This window comes from Pseudooceanicola aquaeponti (assembly GCF_050897975.1).
Classification (GTDB): domain Bacteria; phylum Pseudomonadota; class Alphaproteobacteria; order Rhodobacterales; family Rhodobacteraceae; genus Pseudooceanicola.
Genome location: NZ_JBPAXY010000009.1, coordinates 44,501 through 59,596, shown reverse-complemented (window position 1 = coordinate 59,596; position 15,096 = coordinate 44,501). Strand labels below are relative to the sequence as shown.

15 protein-coding genes are annotated in these 15,096 nt (G+C 61.0%); 14 read left to right on the top strand and 1 reads right to left on the bottom strand.

From position 1 onward, the window contains the following. The first annotated feature begins 94 nt into the window (after positions 1-94). From ACRARE_RS20970 to ACRARE_RS20925, 10 genes are all read left to right on the top strand, one after another. Positions 95-475: a DUF3768 domain-containing protein gene (locus tag ACRARE_RS20970; RefSeq protein ID WP_008335689.1), complete on the top strand. Its 381-nt coding sequence runs from the start codon at positions 95-97 to the stop codon at positions 473-475. A gap of 116 nt (positions 476-591) precedes the next feature. Next, on the top strand, positions 592-888 hold the full coding sequence (locus tag ACRARE_RS20965; RefSeq protein ID WP_008335680.1) for a hypothetical protein: 297 nt from the start codon (positions 592-594) through the stop codon (positions 886-888). Between the two features lie 77 nt (positions 889-965). Then, positions 966-1,349, top strand: a complete 384-nt coding sequence (locus tag ACRARE_RS20960) for a DUF6878 family protein (RefSeq protein WP_008335679.1) — start codon at positions 966-968, stop codon at positions 1,347-1,349. A 1-nt stretch (position 1,350) separates the two neighbouring features. After that, entirely contained in the window at positions 1,351-1,827 is a 477-nt protein-coding gene (locus ACRARE_RS20955) for a DUF6915 family protein (protein WP_008335678.1), read from the top strand. A gap of 106 nt (positions 1,828-1,933) precedes the next feature. Next, positions 1,934-2,578 (top strand): hypothetical protein, encoded by a 645-nt coding sequence (locus ACRARE_RS20950; RefSeq protein WP_008335676.1) that lies wholly within the window; start codon positions 1,934-1,936, stop codon positions 2,576-2,578. Between the two features lie 50 nt (positions 2,579-2,628). Continuing rightward, on the top strand, positions 2,629-2,880 hold the full coding sequence (locus ACRARE_RS20945; RefSeq protein ID WP_037207773.1) for a type II toxin-antitoxin system ParD family antitoxin: 252 nt from the start codon (positions 2,629-2,631) through the stop codon (positions 2,878-2,880). Then, positions 2,873-3,172 carry a type II toxin-antitoxin system RelE/ParE family toxin gene (locus tag ACRARE_RS20940; RefSeq protein WP_008335672.1) on the top strand — a complete coding sequence of 100 codons (300 nt, stop codon included), beginning with the start codon at positions 2,873-2,875 and terminating at the stop codon, positions 3,170-3,172. The genes ACRARE_RS20945 and ACRARE_RS20940 overlap by 8 nt, the downstream gene beginning before the upstream one ends. A gap of 126 nt (positions 3,173-3,298) precedes the next feature. Further along, positions 3,299-7,696, top strand: a complete 4,398-nt coding sequence (locus ACRARE_RS20935; protein ID WP_008335670.1) for a strawberry notch-like NTP hydrolase domain-containing protein — start codon at positions 3,299-3,301, stop codon at positions 7,694-7,696. After that, positions 7,693-8,739 carry a DUF7146 domain-containing protein gene (locus tag ACRARE_RS20930; RefSeq protein WP_008335668.1) on the top strand — a complete coding sequence of 349 codons (1,047 nt, stop codon included), beginning with the start codon at positions 7,693-7,695 and terminating at the stop codon, positions 8,737-8,739. Before ACRARE_RS20935 ends, ACRARE_RS20930 begins: the two co-directional genes overlap by 4 nt. Before the next feature lie 298 nt (positions 8,740-9,037). Continuing rightward, a complete protein-coding gene (locus ACRARE_RS20925) occupies positions 9,038-9,949 on the top strand; it encodes a DUF2493 domain-containing protein (RefSeq protein WP_008335666.1) in 912 nt (303 codons plus the stop codon). An 8-nt stretch (positions 9,950-9,957) separates the two neighbouring features. On the opposite strand, the gene ACRARE_RS20920 is transcribed toward ACRARE_RS20925, so the two are convergent. Beyond that, positions 9,958-10,251: a helix-turn-helix domain-containing protein gene (locus ACRARE_RS20920; protein ID WP_008335665.1), complete on the bottom strand. Its 294-nt coding sequence runs from the start codon at positions 10,249-10,251 to the stop codon at positions 9,958-9,960. A gap of 129 nt (positions 10,252-10,380) precedes the next feature. Between ACRARE_RS20920 and ACRARE_RS20915 the strand changes: the two genes are divergently transcribed. The 4 genes from ACRARE_RS20915 (at position 10,381) to ACRARE_RS20900 (ending at position 15,022) form a co-directional block, all read left to right on the top strand. Then, positions 10,381-11,544, top strand: a complete 1,164-nt coding sequence (locus ACRARE_RS20915; RefSeq protein WP_008335662.1) for an ATP-binding protein — start codon at positions 10,381-10,383, stop codon at positions 11,542-11,544. A gap of 555 nt (positions 11,545-12,099) precedes the next feature. Next, the gene (locus tag ACRARE_RS20910) at positions 12,100-12,438 is read left to right on the top strand and encodes a DUF736 domain-containing protein (RefSeq protein ID WP_008335659.1); all 339 of its coding nucleotides are present in this window, start codon (positions 12,100-12,102) and stop codon (positions 12,436-12,438) included. Positions 12,439-12,647: 209 nt separating this feature from the next. After that, entirely contained in the window at positions 12,648-14,003 is a 1,356-nt protein-coding gene (locus ACRARE_RS20905) for a ParA family protein (protein WP_009804235.1), read from the top strand. Continuing rightward, positions 14,000-15,022, top strand: coding sequence for a ParB N-terminal domain-containing protein (locus tag ACRARE_RS20900; RefSeq protein ID WP_037207731.1), 1,023 nt, complete (start codon positions 14,000-14,002; stop codon positions 15,020-15,022). Before ACRARE_RS20905 ends, ACRARE_RS20900 begins: the two co-directional genes overlap by 4 nt. Positions 15,023-15,096: the final 74 nt, after the last annotated feature.

Here is a 15,096-nt window from a genome sequence, read left to right as displayed (position 1 = left end):
CTCTGGGCCGTCCTCACATCGAGGGCGGCCCTTTCCGGCTGGCGGGTTGACCACAGCCGATAACGGATCAGCTGGCCCGTCCCGGAGAATTCCTATGACCACCACACTCGACCTCGACCCCGTTCAGGAAGCCGCACTTATCGCTGCGCAGAATGACGCCTTTCGCCGTACCATCCTTGGCAATGCCCCAGTTGCCGATGCCCCGCAGGGCCAGTTCGTAATGACACGCGGCGTCGCGGCGCTTGGGCTCGATGTGCAGCTGGAACTCACCCGCCGCGTCGCCGCTTTCGACACCTTCATTGCCGACAGCGACCCCCATGGCTGGCACGAGATGGGTGTCATTGAGCTTGAGGACACGACGGTCTGGTTCAAACTCGACCTGTACGATGTCGACTACCAATACGGCTCCCCCGAGCCCTCTGACCTTGCGCAAACGCGTCGGGTCCTGACCCTGCTGCTGCCGTCGGAATACTGACGCCCCCCATCCCTAGTCACCGCCCCGGACCGCCCTTGCACAAAGGGCGGTCCTTTCAGGCTGGCGGGTTCCAAAGGGCGCGATACCCGCGTCCGGCCCGCCACAGGAGACCAGAGATGGCCAAGACACTCGACTACCAGATTACCCTCTATCCCGCGCATCGCGATGGCGCCTTCGTTGTCACTCAGTTCCAGATGATGGCGAGCTACCCCGAAAAGCGCATCCAGGCCGCGGGAATGGATGACCTGATCGACAAGGTGACGCAGTTCGCAATGGAGCACGGCGAGAGCTGCAGCGCTTCGGTGCGTTGTCTCGCCCCGCGCAAACCGCCGGGGTTCAAGCGCGCGACCGAGAACCTCTATTTCAACCTGGTAGATCGGACGGCTGAAGACCGCGGCGACGCTGCGGCCTGAAGCCCCGCAGGAAACTTCCTGGGCGACCCCGCGTAATGGTCGCCCTCCCATTTCCTCAATTCCAAAGGATCAAAGACATGACACAAGAGACTGATTTCTACGCGCAGATACTCGAATCCCAGAGGCGTGCTGCCGAACAGCGGGTAGAAACCCGCGCGACGCTTCTTTCCGAACTGCGCACCCTCGGCGTAACGAACATCGAGGTGCAATACGAAGGCTACGGCGATTCCGGCAATGTCGAGGATGTCGTGGTGACCCCTGACACGATCATCCTGACGGAAGACCTGCGGCGCCGGGCCGAAGATTTCGGCTGGGACTTCGCCTATGCCCTGTGCCCCGGGTTCGAGAACAACGAGGGCGGCTATGGTGAACTGACTTGGTCGCTTGAGACTGACAAGATCGATGTCAGTCATTCGAACCGTTACATCGAGACCAACACCACTGAACACGAGGGGCTCTGACATGGCACACCCCCTCCATCACGCTGAAAGCTCAGCCCGAAAGTTTGGCGGTGTGCCAAACGATTACCAGCATGTGCATGACTGGTTTGACTCATCCAAAGAGCACCTAGGTCTCTTTGTTCACAGAGCCCAAAAACATCATACCGTTGGGATCTATGATGCTGAACGCCACTTCGGTCGCAGCCTGACCAACAGCGCGGGCCGGGTTGTTCCCATCCGCTGGATCGGCGAGCAGCATGTGCGCGAAGACTGCCAAGGACGCATCCCGTCGCTGGCGGACTGGCTCGGGCGCATCCAGCCAGAGCCGTGGATGGCCAATGGCCGGATCGACAACGACCCGACACAGATTGTTGGCGATCCGCGCGCAGTTTGGGTCGCGGCGGTGGTCAATCACCAGACCATTCTCGGCTTCGAGGACTGGCTGCTGAAGGTTTCGGTTGAGCACATCCAAGATCGTCAGAACCGCGCTGCTGCCTGATCCACCGGACGGCAAACTCGCCGACCACCTGACCACGTCCAAATCGACCCGCCTGCGGCCTCAACCGGCTCGGCGGGTCGATTGCGTTTCAAGAAAGGATATCGAAATGCAAGACCCTGTCTACGAGGAGGCCTACCAAGGCCATACCATCAAGATCTACCATGACCCGGATACTGAGAGCCCGAGGGAGTGGTCCAACCTCGGGAAACTGATCTGCTGGCACCGGCGCTATCGGCTGGGCGACAGCCATCCCTTCGACAGCCCAGATGCGCTCCTGCGCGATCTCTCGGGCGTCACAGACCAGAGCGACCTCTCGATTGAGCAGCTGCGCGAGCGCGCCGAGCGCAAGGCGATCTTATTGCCCGTGTTTCTCTACGATCATTCCGGTCTCGCGATGAACACGATCGGGTTTCACTGCCCGTGGGATTCCAGCCAAGTCGGCTATGTCTACGTGACGCTCGACGCGGTCCGGGAAGAGTTCGGCGTGAAACGCGTCACCAAGGCGATGCGCGAAAAGGCCAAAAACATTCTGCGCGCTGAGATCGTCACCTTCGATGCCTACCTCGGCGGCCAGGTTTATGGCTATGTCGTCGAGCGTGACGGCGAGGAGGTCGATGCCTGCTGGGGGTTCTTCGGGCACTATGAGTTGGACTGCCTGTCCGAGGCACGAGCATTTGTAGATCACCTGACTTTGCGAGAGCTGCACAGACCTGCCGGCGCCGAACAGGGCGCAAGCCCACCCCCGAGTTGAAATGCCCGAAATACTCATATATCTTATTCATGCGTATTCTGGAGATGAGCATGGCAAGCACAAGCGTCACACTTGGCCCCCATTGGGACGAATTCATCGCCCTGATGCTTAAAGAGGGGCGTTACGGGTCAACCAGCGAGTTGATCCGCGCCTCTCTGCGCCTGATGGAGGAGCAGGAAGGTCAGCGGGCGCGGCTTCGCGTTGCGCTGATGGAGGGCAAACAATCCGGTGACGCCGGTCCGCTTGACATGGATGAGATCAAGCGCGAGGCGCGGAGCCGCTCTGGCGCTTCTGATGCGTGAAATCCATCACTCCCAGGCGGCAAAATCCGATCTCGTCGACATCTGGGTCGAGACAGATCGACAGTGGGGCGCGGCGCAGGCGGACCGCTATCTCGACGACATCGATCGTGCCCTGAAGGGGCTCATCGCCAACCCGCAAATGGGATCGGACTGCTCCGACCTCCAGCAGGGTGCGCGTAAACTGATCACGGGTCGGCACCTCGTGTTCTACGAGGTGGACCCGGACAGGATATTCGTGATCCGGGTCCTGCATCAGTCCATGGACGTGCCGAGGCATCTGCGGTCGTCCTGATAACGGGCAAATTTGCACCGGGGCTTTGCCATGAAAGAGCGAGAGACAGGGCGGGAGGGGTGACCCCTCCCGGGTGAGAGAGTGCGCGCGGGGCTTGGGGCCAACCCTCAACCCCGGAGATTGCCGATGAACGCTCACCCCCATTCCGTCCCGCTTGCGCCCGAGGCCGAGACCCCTGCCCGCTCGGAAGCCTCGCGCTTCGCCCAAAACCTTTTGCTGGCTGCGAAAACCCTCGTCCCCCAGTTCGAGGCGGGCAAGCCCATCGACGCCGCTGCCCTGCGCGCCGCGATGGAAGAAGCTTCCGGTGCCAGCGACACCAGTGGTGCCTGGGTCTGGAAGGACGTCTATGAGGCCGCAGAGGTCGCCCAGATCCTGATGCTCTCGCGCTACGGTGCGCTGATACAGCGGCAGGCGGCTACGCCGCACGCCTTTCTTTCCATGATCGAACGCCTCGCCGGTTTGGCGCCCTCTCACACGCGGCGCTCGGAAGACAGCATCCGTCTGCAACAGTTTTCGACCCCTCTGCCGCTCGCAGCCATCGTCGCGCAGGCGGCGGGGTTTCGGGCCGACGAACTCGTGCTCGAGCCCTCGGCCGGCACCGGCATGCTGGCGATCTTCGCCCGGATCGCAGGCGCTCGCCTGGCGCTGAACGAGCTCGCTGAGACCCGCCGCGCGTTGCTGGAGCAGCTTTTCTCCGACGCTGCAGTCTCGGAACACGATGCCGCCTCGATCGACGACCGTTTGGATCGGTCGATCACGCCCTCGGTCATCGTGATGAACCCACCGTTCTCGGCCGCTAGCCACGTCGAAGGCCGGTTCCGGCAGGCCACCAGCCAACATGTTCTGTCTTCCCTTGCTCGCCTCGCGCCCGGTGGGCGTCTCGTTGTCATCACCGGCGAGAGTTTCCGTCCCTCCACCAAGAGTTTCCAGCCTACGTTTCAGCGGATCAGGCAAAGCGCTGACGTGGTGTTTTCCGCAGCCATCGACGGCAAGGTCTTCGCGCGGCATGGCACCACGATCGACACGAGGCTGACGGTGATCGACAAGCGCGTGGCTGGTGCTGAAGAGACCGCACCGGCTGATATTGACGCCGCCTATCATCCGATCTGCGCGACCACGAGTGATCTTCTCTCCGTAGTACTCACCCATTGTCCCGCGCGCCGCAACCCCCTGCCCTGCCCCACTGGCGCGGCTCTTTCGGTGCCACCTCGCCCGACCCGCACCAACCTCCACGCCCTGCGCAACGCAGCACGCAAAGAAACCCGCGCCCTCGCCGAGGAACGCGCGAAGCACCCGTTCGACGACATCGACACGGCCCCGCTCGACTACCTGCCGAAAGCCTGGAGCGAACCCGAGGGCGCGCTGCAGGATACGGTCTACGAAGCCTATGACCTGCAATCGATCCGGATCGACGGCGCGGCCGCTCATCCGACCGCACTCGTGCAATCCGCGGCCATGGCCTCTGTCCCGCCGCCTGTCCCGACCTACCGCCCAATGCTGCCGAAGACCCTCGTCGCGGACGGTCTCCTCTCCGCGCCGCAGCTTGAAAGCGTCATCTATGCGGGCAATGCCCACGAGACGCATCTCAAGGGCTGGTTCAAGCGCGGCGAGATCGAAGGTCAGCTGATGGCAGCGTCTGAGGATGACGAAGGTGCCTTTCGCCTGCGCAAGGGCTGGTTCCTCGGCGATGGCACGGGCTGCGGCAAGGGCCGGCAGGTCGCGGGCATCATCCTCGACAATTGGCTGCAAGGACGACGCCGCGCGGTCTGGGTCTCGAAGAGCGACAAGCTCATCGAGGATGCGCGCCGCGACTGGATGGCGCTTGGGGGGCGTGAAAGCGATATCGTGCCGCTCTCGAAATTCCGCCAGGGGAGCGATATCCGTCTCCCAGAGGGCATCCTCTTCGTCACCTATGCCACCCTGCGTTCTGCTGAACGCGACGGGAAAGCCTCCCGCCTCGATCAGGTGACGTCCTGGCTTGGCGAGGGGTTCAACGGGGTCATCGCTTTCGACGAAAGCCACGCCATGGCGAATGCCGCCGGCGAAAAGTCCGACCGCGGCGACAAGAAGGCATCCCAACAAGGCCTTGCTGGCCTCGCGCTGCAAAATGCCGTTCCCGATGCCCGGGTGCTCTACGTCTCAGCGACCGGCGCGACGGTGGTCGGCAATCTCGCCTATGCCTCCCGTCTCGGGCTCTGGGGCACGGGTGATTTCCCTTTCGTGACGCGGGCCGAGTTCGTTGCCGCGATGGAGGCCGGGGGCATTGCTGCCATGGAGATGATCTCGCGCGATCTGAAGGCGCTCGGGCTCTATCTTGCGCGGTCCCTCTCCTATGCCGGGGTCGAATACGAAATGCTGGTGCATGAGCTGACGCCCGCACAGATCGCGATCTATGACAGCTATGCCGATGCCTACCAGATCATCCACACCAACTTGGAGGCCGCCCTTCAGGCCTCGGGTATTTCCTCCGAGACCGGTACGCTGAACCCCCAGGCGAAATCCGCTGCGCGCTCGGCCTTCGAGAGCAACAAGCAGCGTTTCTTCAATCATCTCATCACCGCCATGAAATGCCCTTCGCTCATCCATGCGATCGAAGCGGACCTGGCCGCGGGGCATTCGGCCGTGATTCAGGTGGTCTCGACCAGCGAGGCGGTGATGGAACGGCGCCTCGAAGAGATCCCGCCCTCGGAGTGGGACGACCTGCAGGTCGATTTTACGCCGCGCGAGAACATCATGGACTACCTCATGCACAGCTTCCCGACGCAGCTCTTCGAGCCCTACTCCGACGAGAACGGCGACCTACGCTCGCGTCCCGCCCTCGATGGTGATGGCAATCCGATTATCTGCCGTGAGGCGGAGCGGCGGCGGGATGAGCTTGTCGAGCATCTCGGTGCCCTTGCCCCGGTGCAGGGCGCGCTCGATCAGATCCTGTGGCATTTCGGGGGCGATGCGGTGGCCGAGGTCACGGGGCGCAAGCGGCGCATCGCGAGGACGCGTGAAGGGCGGCTCAAGGTCGAGAACCGAGCCGCCTCCTCCAACCTCGGCGAAACCCAGGCCTTCATGGATGACGCCAAGCGCATCCTGATCTTTTCTGACGCCGGTGGCACGGGGCGCAGCTACCACGCCGATCTTGGTGCAAAGAACCAGCGCCTCCGGGTGCATTACTTGCTTGAGCCTGGCTGGAAAGCCGACAATGCGATTCAGGGGCTGGGGCGTACCAACCGCACGAACCAAGCGCAGCCGCCGCTCTTTCGCCCCGTTGCCACAGACGTGAAGGGTGAGAAGCGGTTCCTCTCCACCATCGCCCGCCGCCTCGATACGCTCGGGGCCATCACCAAGGGGCAACGCGAGACGGGTGGGCAGAACATGTTCCGCGCCGAGGACAACCTCGAGAGCCCTTATGCACGAGCGGCGTTGCGGCAGTTCTTCTACAAGCTGCGCGCGGGCAAGATCGACGCCTGCTCCTACTCCAGGTTCCAGGAGATGACCGGGCTGACGCTCGATGAGGCGGATGGCACGATGAAGGAAACCCTGCCGCCGATCCAGCAGTTCCTGAACCGCTGCCTCGCGCTCCGCATCGACATGCAGGACGCGATCTTCGAGGCCTTCGGCGGGTTTCTTTCGGCGATAATTGAGGACGCGCGTCAGGCAGGCACCCTCGATGTCGGGCTAGAGACCCTGCGCGCCGAGAAGTTTGAGATCGTTGATCGCAAGGTCATCTTCGAGCATGAGGCGACGGGCGCGACGGCAACTGCGCTGACCGTGGAGCGTATCGATCGCAACGATCCGCTCACTCTGCCCCGCGTCAAAGCCATCTGCGCCGACACAAGAGGCGCGACGCTGTGCTGGAACAAGACCTCCAAACGCGCGGCCCTGATGGTGAAAGCGCCGGCCTTCATGGACGAGGATGGCGTGCCGATCTTGCGGGTGAAGCTCCTGCGGCCCATGGCGACCGAAATCCTCGCGCTGACCGAGTTCTCGAAGTCGCACTGGGAAGAGATCGATGATGCGATGTTCGAGCAGCTCTGGCAGGCCGAGGTCGACGCGGTGCCGGAGTTCACTACATCGAAGATCACGCTGATCTGCGGCCTCCTCCTGCCGATCTGGGACCGGCTGCCCGCCGACAACATGCGGATCTATCGTCTGCAGACCGAGGACGGGGAGCGCGCCATCGGCCGCTTGGTCAGCCAGGAACAGCTTCTCAATGTCTATGCGCGCCTTGGTCTCGACTGCCAGATTGAGATGACGCCGCAGGAGGTGTTCGGCGCGGTCATGGACGCGAAGACGACCCTCAGCCTGCTTGGGGGCTACCAGTTGCGTCGCTCTCTGGTCATGGGACAGCCGAGGCTCGAGCTGATCGGAGCGTCGGGCGCGGCACTGCCCGCATTGAAGGCCTTGGGCTGTTTCACCGAGGTGATCCAGTGGAAGACGCGGGTGTTCATCCCGGTGGATTGCACCGAGGTGCTGGCGCGGGTCCTTGCCGCGCATCCGGTTGGCGCAAGCGCAGCGGATGCAGCCGCATGAGCGCGCGGCGCAGCATCGCAGACCTCTCGGCTGATCTTGCAGACCGCGCCGAGAGTTTCTGCCGCCAGTATTTCCCCGAGGGGTCCAAGCAGGGCAACTATTGGCAGGTTGGCGACACTTCGGGCGCAAAGGGTCAGAGCCTCGCCATCCGGCTGCAAGCTCAGGGTGGGCGCAAAGCCGGATCTTGGACCGATTTCGCGACCGGTGAGTATGGCGATCTGATTGACCTGATGCATGAACGGCTTGGTTCGGTCACGCTCAAGGAAACGCTGAGGGAGGCCCGGTCCTTTCTCGGCGAGGCCCCCTGCCCTTCCTTACCTTGTGACACCCAAAGGGCTGAGTGCCCCGATGCTGCCTCTAGCAAACGCATTGCGCGGGCGCGGAAGCTCTTTGCCGCTGGCAAGCCGGTTCTCGGCACCTTGGCTGCCACCTATCTGCAGGGGCGCGGGATCACACGGCTGGGTCCGGCGCTGCGTTATCACCCGCGGGTTTTCCTGCGGCAGGGCGAGGACGACGCCGATCCGCCGCAAAGGGCCCCTGCCCTGCTCGCGAAGATCACCGACAATCGGGGCCAGATCACCGGCTGCGCACGCTTCTATCTCGACCCGTCCACCGGCGGTTTGGCCGAGATCGAGAGCCCGAAGCGGATCCTCGGACAGCTGCACGGCCATGCCATCCGCTTCTGGTCCGGCAAGGCGCGCAGCGATCTCATCGTCGGTGAAGGTCTCGAGAACACCCTCTCGGTCGGCACGGCTCTCTCCGAGTTTGACCTCGCCTCCTGTCTCACTGCCACCCATCTCGGCCTCTTCATCCCGCCGCCGGGGATCAAGCGTATCTGGATCGCGCGGGACAATGACGAAGCGGGACGAACCGCATCACTGAGACTGCGTAACCAACTGGAATCGCTTGGTATTGCCTGTGGTGGTCTCGTGCCAAACATGGGCGATTTCAACGACGATCTGCGGGCATTTGGCAAAGATGCGCTGCGCCGGTCGTTGCTTGAGGCCATGAAAGTACAAGGTCTGGAGATCGAGGACGGGTGAGCGCCAGCCCCATAAGTGACGTCCGACAGGGCAAAGGTTCCGCGGGTTCGATCTGAACCCGTTTGGAAAAGAGGAGCGATGGACCGGCGGGTCGGAGCAGAGTGCTCCTCGCCCGGACAGCAATGCGCCCCGCACCAGAAAATTCCCCTGAGCCTTCGGCTCATTCCTCGCGGGAGCAATTTTCCGGCCCTGGGCGCATTCTCCGCTGCGCTCCGATCCTGACGGATGCGGCCCGGTCGCCGCCGGTCCTGTTATCGCCCCATCCAAATCGGGTCAGATCAATCAGAGGAACCAGACAATGCCCCATCAGACAGACATCCCCGAGGAAACCGGCGTAACCTCCGCCATCCTCGACCACCTCGCACTTCATGGCGCAACACCAGGACCCGGCGAGACCGATCATCGCCCCCTGCCCCAGCCTGACGAGGTCGAGCTCGCCATGGCGACACTTTTCGACACCACTATCGGCCTCCTCACCGGCAGCCAGTTGGAAGACAATCTCGAAGAGATGCTCTGGTCCCTCACCTCGATCTTCCATCGCCGGCTTGCCCATATCCAGAAGCTTCTCGACGATAACGAATTCGAGGTCCGGGAAAGTTTGGCCATCCAGGACGGTTCCGAGGTCGCTTCGGTTGAACTGGAACGCCTCCAGTTGATCGGGCTTAAGCTCTGGGACCATCGCGACGCCTTCGAACAGATGCGCGATCTGGCCGTGGACCACTTCTCGGCCGCCACCGGGTCTCCTTGGCTGCCCCGCACCGGTTCCAAGGTCTCGCATCGCGGCCTGACTTCCGCCGTGGTGGACAGCCGGGCCTATCTCTCGGCCAAGCGCCGCAAAGAGACCGAGGTGCACTGCCCCGAAGGCACGCGGATCGCTTTCTCGGGCGGGGATTATCACGCCTACGATCTGATCTGGTCCGTCCTCGATGCCACCCATACGAAATATCCCGACATGGTGCTGCTGCACGGCGGTACGCCCAAAGGTGCCGAGATGATCGCGGCCCGCTGGGCAGATACCCGTGGCGTTACCCAAGTGGTCTTCAAGCCCGACTGGAAGAGCCACGGCAAGGCCGCCCCCTTCAAGCGCAACGACAAGATGCTCGAAACCATGCCACAGGGTCTGATTGCCACGCCCGGTTCGGGCATCACCGAGAACATCGTCGACAAGGCCCGCAAGCTCGGAATCCGCATCAAGAGGATCGGGGCTTAGGCCCCGGTTCACGCCCCGCGCAAGAGGTCCTGTACGACGGAAGGCTTCTTGGCGATCAATGCCAGCAGAACCTGTGCTGGGCCTGTCGGGTGCCGGCGCCCGTGTTCCCAGTTCAGGAGCGTACCTTTCGCGACGCCAATGCTCTTGGCGAACTCGGCCTGGGACAGGCCCGTCCGTTGCCGGACTTCGGCGACATCGACCTCCGCCACGGACACTTCATGCACTTTGGCGTCGGCCAAATCGCCATTCGCGAAGGCCAGAGCCTCTTCGAGGCCCTTGGATACAGATTTGAATGCACTCATTTTGCGTCGATGCTCCTTGGCCACGGCTGTTTTGCTGGGGCAGTAAGATACTTCGGCTTGAGCAACTAGCTATGGCCGTAGGTAAGATTAACCTTGCAAATCTTCCGTATCGTGGAGTAATTGCAAGGTATGTACAAACGCAAGACCCAACAATTCGTTCAGTCTTCCTTGGAGAGCCAAGCGGCTGTGGTCCTTCTCGGCCCCCGACAGGTCGGAAAGACAACACTTGCACTCGACATCGCATCAGAGCGCCCATCTGTCTATCTCGACCTTGAGCGTGAGGCGGACAGGCAAATCCTGACTGAACCAGATCTCTATCTGGACGAACAGGCGGGCAAACTCGTCATCCTCGACGAGGTGCAGCAGATGCCTGACCTCTTCAGAACCTTGCGCGGCCAGATCGATCAGCGTCGGCGGGCCGGGTTTCGGACGGGACAGTTCCTGCTATTGGGATCGGCTTCCAATATCCTCTTGCACCAAACGGCGGAATCCCTCGCCGGTCGTGTTCGATATGTTGAAATGCCCCCCTTGCAGCCTGACGAGGTGGGGGCCGATCAGTTGAACTTGCTCTGGCTGCGCGGCGGCTTTCCCGACAGCTTTCAGGCCGCGAGCGATCGGGCAAGTATGGACTGGCGTCTGGATTTCCTGCGCACCTATCTGGAGCGAGACATCCCTGCCCTCGGACCTCGGATTCCGGCAGCGACCTTGCGGCGGTTCTGGACGATGCTTGCGCATGTCCAGGGCGGCCTTCTGAACGCCGCGGCCCTTGCCGAGGGATTGGGCGTGTCCGGCCAGACCGTTGGGCGCTACCTCGATCTGCTCGTCGATCTCATGCTGGTGAGACGCCTGCAGCCCTGGCACGAGAATGTCGGCAAGCGTCTGGTGAAATCGCCAAAGGTCTATGTGAGAGACAGCGGCATCGTGCATGCGCTGTTGGGCATCGGCACGACAGAAGGCTTGCTCGGGCACCCGGTCGTCGGTGGCAGTTGGGAGGGGTTCTGTATCGAGGCGCTTCTTGCTGCCGCCCCTTTAGGCACCGAACCTTTCTTCTATCGCACTTCGGCCGGTGCTGAACTCGACTTGGTTTTGCGTTTGCCAAGCGGCGACATCTGGGCTGTTGAGATCAAACGGACGACTGCACCAAAGGTTTCGAGAGGATTTCACACAGGGGCCGAGGACATTGGAGCCAACCGAAAGCTCCTGGTCTATGCCGGTGAGCATGAGGTCCCCGTCGCGAAGGACATTCGAGCGTTACCACTGGCACATGCAATCGAGTTGTTGAGCGCGCTATGACCTCGTTTTTATCTCTGGCTCAGGACACTTCCATTGGTCTGAGGATAACAGCGACACGCGAAGAATCTCAGAGCCAGGTCTGGCCATTAGTCGGGCACCAGAGCGGATGAGTGTCTGGCAACTCGATGGTATCTGGACGCCTGCATCTCCGAATGCGAACGCAAACGCCCCTGTGATGCCACGGAAGGATGGGCGAATGCTCTGCCGTTGCCATCGATTTGTGATCTGACGGCTTTGGTCTTCGAAGAGTCTTGAAGTTTGGATGGACGAGAAGACAATCCCTACTCCTTGCGGCATCTCTCTCGTCTGTTCCCCTACTTTCCTTCATGGCCACCGCACTTCTCCCTTTGTCTGAGTTGCATGACATGCTGGTCGCAGCTGTCGTCCCGTCCACAAAGGTTGTCGCCGATCTTTTTCCCCTGACCCTGCGGGTCATTCCGCGCGGACCAAAAAGACCGGCGCCTGCCCCTCTCCGCTGCGCTCCGCCTTCGGTGTGGCCGGGCCTTGGCCAGCTGCAAGGTGACCATCATTGCAACGCAAACAAGGAGAAGAGCAATGACCACGAACTGCATCAAATTCACCAGCGCCGACATCGAAACCGCCAAGGGCGTCGGCTCCATCTCGACCCTGACCTTCGACCTCGACATCACGGTCGAACCCGTCGCGAGCTCGAACCCGATGGCCCCCACGCACCGCGTCCTCGGCCGCTCCCCGCGCGGCAAGTTGGTCGAGTGCGGCGGCATCTGGAAGAAGCAGAACAAGGAGACCGGCGCTGACTACTACACGCTGACCATCCGCGACCACGGCTTCAACGCCAACCTCGGCAAGGCCGCGAACCAGGACGATCTGTCCCTGCAGGCCGTCATCCCCTGGGGTCCCAAAGACGCCGCGTGACGGCTAAGGCCGGTCGGTTCTCCACCGACCGGCCCATCAAGACTCCAATCTTGAACGCGTTCAAGATTGGAGTTTTAGGGGTGGTGGAGCTTCTAAATAAGCGCCTGAAACTCATAGGCGCGTGGTATCTTTATTTTTCCTCCAAAACCGTGCTACCATAGAAGCAGAATCGAGTCGAACTCGGACCCAACCGAAGTCAGGGCTTAGGAATGAGCGGTAGTCTAGAACAGTTTTTGACGGACCTGTCACGTGGGCTTGAGCGCACGATGGTGGCAGTGAACAAGGAACTCACCTTGCGTCAGCGCATCAAGCGCACGTGGTCAATGCGCCAGTGCGCAAGGTTTATGAACGTCAGTATTCAGTATCTAACCAAGTTCGCCAATTCGAGCGACGACTTTCCCGCGGGCGAATATGTTGGAAGAGAGCGTGTTTTCACGCTTTCCGAATTGATGCACATGCGGGCCCTTCTGGCGGCCTCGGCAAAGCGGCCCTACGACTACCTAGCCTGGCGCAAACCCGACGCCCCCTTACCCGTCATCTCGTTTGCCAGCCAGAAAGGGGGCACGGCTAAGAGCCTGAGCGCCGCGCATTTTGCGCAGTATCTCAGCTTGCATTACGGCATGCGCGTTGGTGTCATGGATGCAGACCCGCAAAGCACGATAACGCTCTACTTTGTCGGGGGTGAAGGTCTTCCCCAGATGCCCGACGAAAACACCGCCTCCATGGTGGACTTTGCCGGCCTCTTCCAGTCGGAAGATGCGCCATACACTGATCACGATGCGCAGACGCTCGACAGCTTCTTTCTAAAGACCTCCTGGCCGGGGCTGCGTCTGCTGCCGGCACATGGCGAAACGTCTGAGGGAGAGATCCAGATTGCGCGCCTTGTGCGAGAGGCCCCCGCCGGAAAGAGCTTCTATCGCTACCTGCGCGATGCCCTTGATCGCTGGAAAGCGGGCCACCCGCCAAAAACGCTGCCCAACGAATTGGTAGTCGAGGGCAAGGTCGATCAGCAGCGACTGAACGCTGCGCTGACCGAGACCCTCGATGTCATCATCATCGACTATCAGCCTGCGTTGACACTTTTCCAGCTGAATAACGTGATTGCGTCGACTTCGCTGGTCATCCCGCAAACCATGAAGGGGTTTGACATCGCAACGCTGTCGACCTTTGTGACCGGCCTGCTGGGGATGCTTCAGCATATTCTGGCCCATGAACGGATCGAAATAGGAACTGGTGCCAACATGCTGTTGCCGACGATCGTCCAACGATCCAATGCGCAGGATCTAAACCACATCGGAAACCTGCTGGAACACTGCCCCACGGAAATTCTGCCGGTGTTTTATCTGCGTTCCGACGCAATCTCGAATGCGTCGGACGTCTATCAATCCGTATACGAATATGAGCCGGACACGCCGGGAAAACGCAAGGGGATCAACCGGTTCATCACGAATGCCGATGCGGTTAACGACGCCATAGTATCGCGACTCTGGCCGGGCTTCGAACGCGGTTATGCCAATACATGGATGGACGAGTTCTATGAAGATGACGGCGAGGGTGAAGCATGAAACGCAGTATTCCAAGGTCGCTGGTCAGCAAGGCTACTAGTCCCGACACATCCAAGGAGCGCACGCCCGGTCCCGAAGGCCGGGCAGAAACGGGCGACGCTGTTTCTACTCCTTTCAAGGGGGCCGGCAGTGCTTGGAAATCAGGGGCGCTTGCGCAATCGCAAGCCGCTGTGGAGCGAAGCAGAGCTGAGCTTTGTTCGGATATCTTAAACGGCCGCCACGAAATAAGCCTGTCGCCAGACCAGATATCAGATCCGATGGGGACAGACCGCCGTCAAGACTGGATGTCCCAGGAAGCATTCAGGTCTCTGGTAAACAGCATTGCCTCGAACGGGCAGGACACACCCATTCTGGTGTGGCCCGAGGATCCGGATTGGGAGCCGGATCCGTTGGAGCCGTCGAACGTCACTGGTGTTCCATTTGTCATGCTTACAGGACGCCGCCGACTGGCGGCCGCGTCGGAGTTGGGTTTACCTCTTCGTGCAATCCTCGCTTCGCCGGAAGCGCGAAACGCCGAGAACAGCAAGTTTGAGATGTTGTTTCTGCGGTTCCGCGAGAATGAGGAGCGCGAGAATCTTAGCCCATTTGAGCGTTTGGTTTCGATTGGTGAAATGTATGAAACGTTGGCTTCTGGGGCAGACAAGCTGACAGCTGTGGCCTTCGCAAAGAAAATTGGCGTGCATGAGAGCCTAGTCTCACGAGCGAGGTCTGTTTTCGCTGCGCAGGATCAGATCTTGAACGCGTTCAAGAATGTCTACGACATGAGCTTTCGTGATTTGCAGGGAGCCTTAGCGAGCTTGGAGAGGGTGAACAAACCCAAGCTCAAACCGAAGGCAAAGCCCAGAAAGCTCACGGTCAAACGCAAGGTGGGCAACCGAAATCTTTCGGCGACTTCAGTCGATGGAAACCTATCCATCAAGGTTGCAGGTGTGCCGATAGACCAAGAGCGTCTCGAGAAGCTCGGAGATTTAGTCGCCGACTACTTGAGCGCCGAAGGTTCGGGGAAGGAAACCGACTGACGACAATGTCAGCGACATATCCTCCAGAACGACGAGGCAAGGAGCAAAAAGGAACGACAATCGAAATAAAGGCA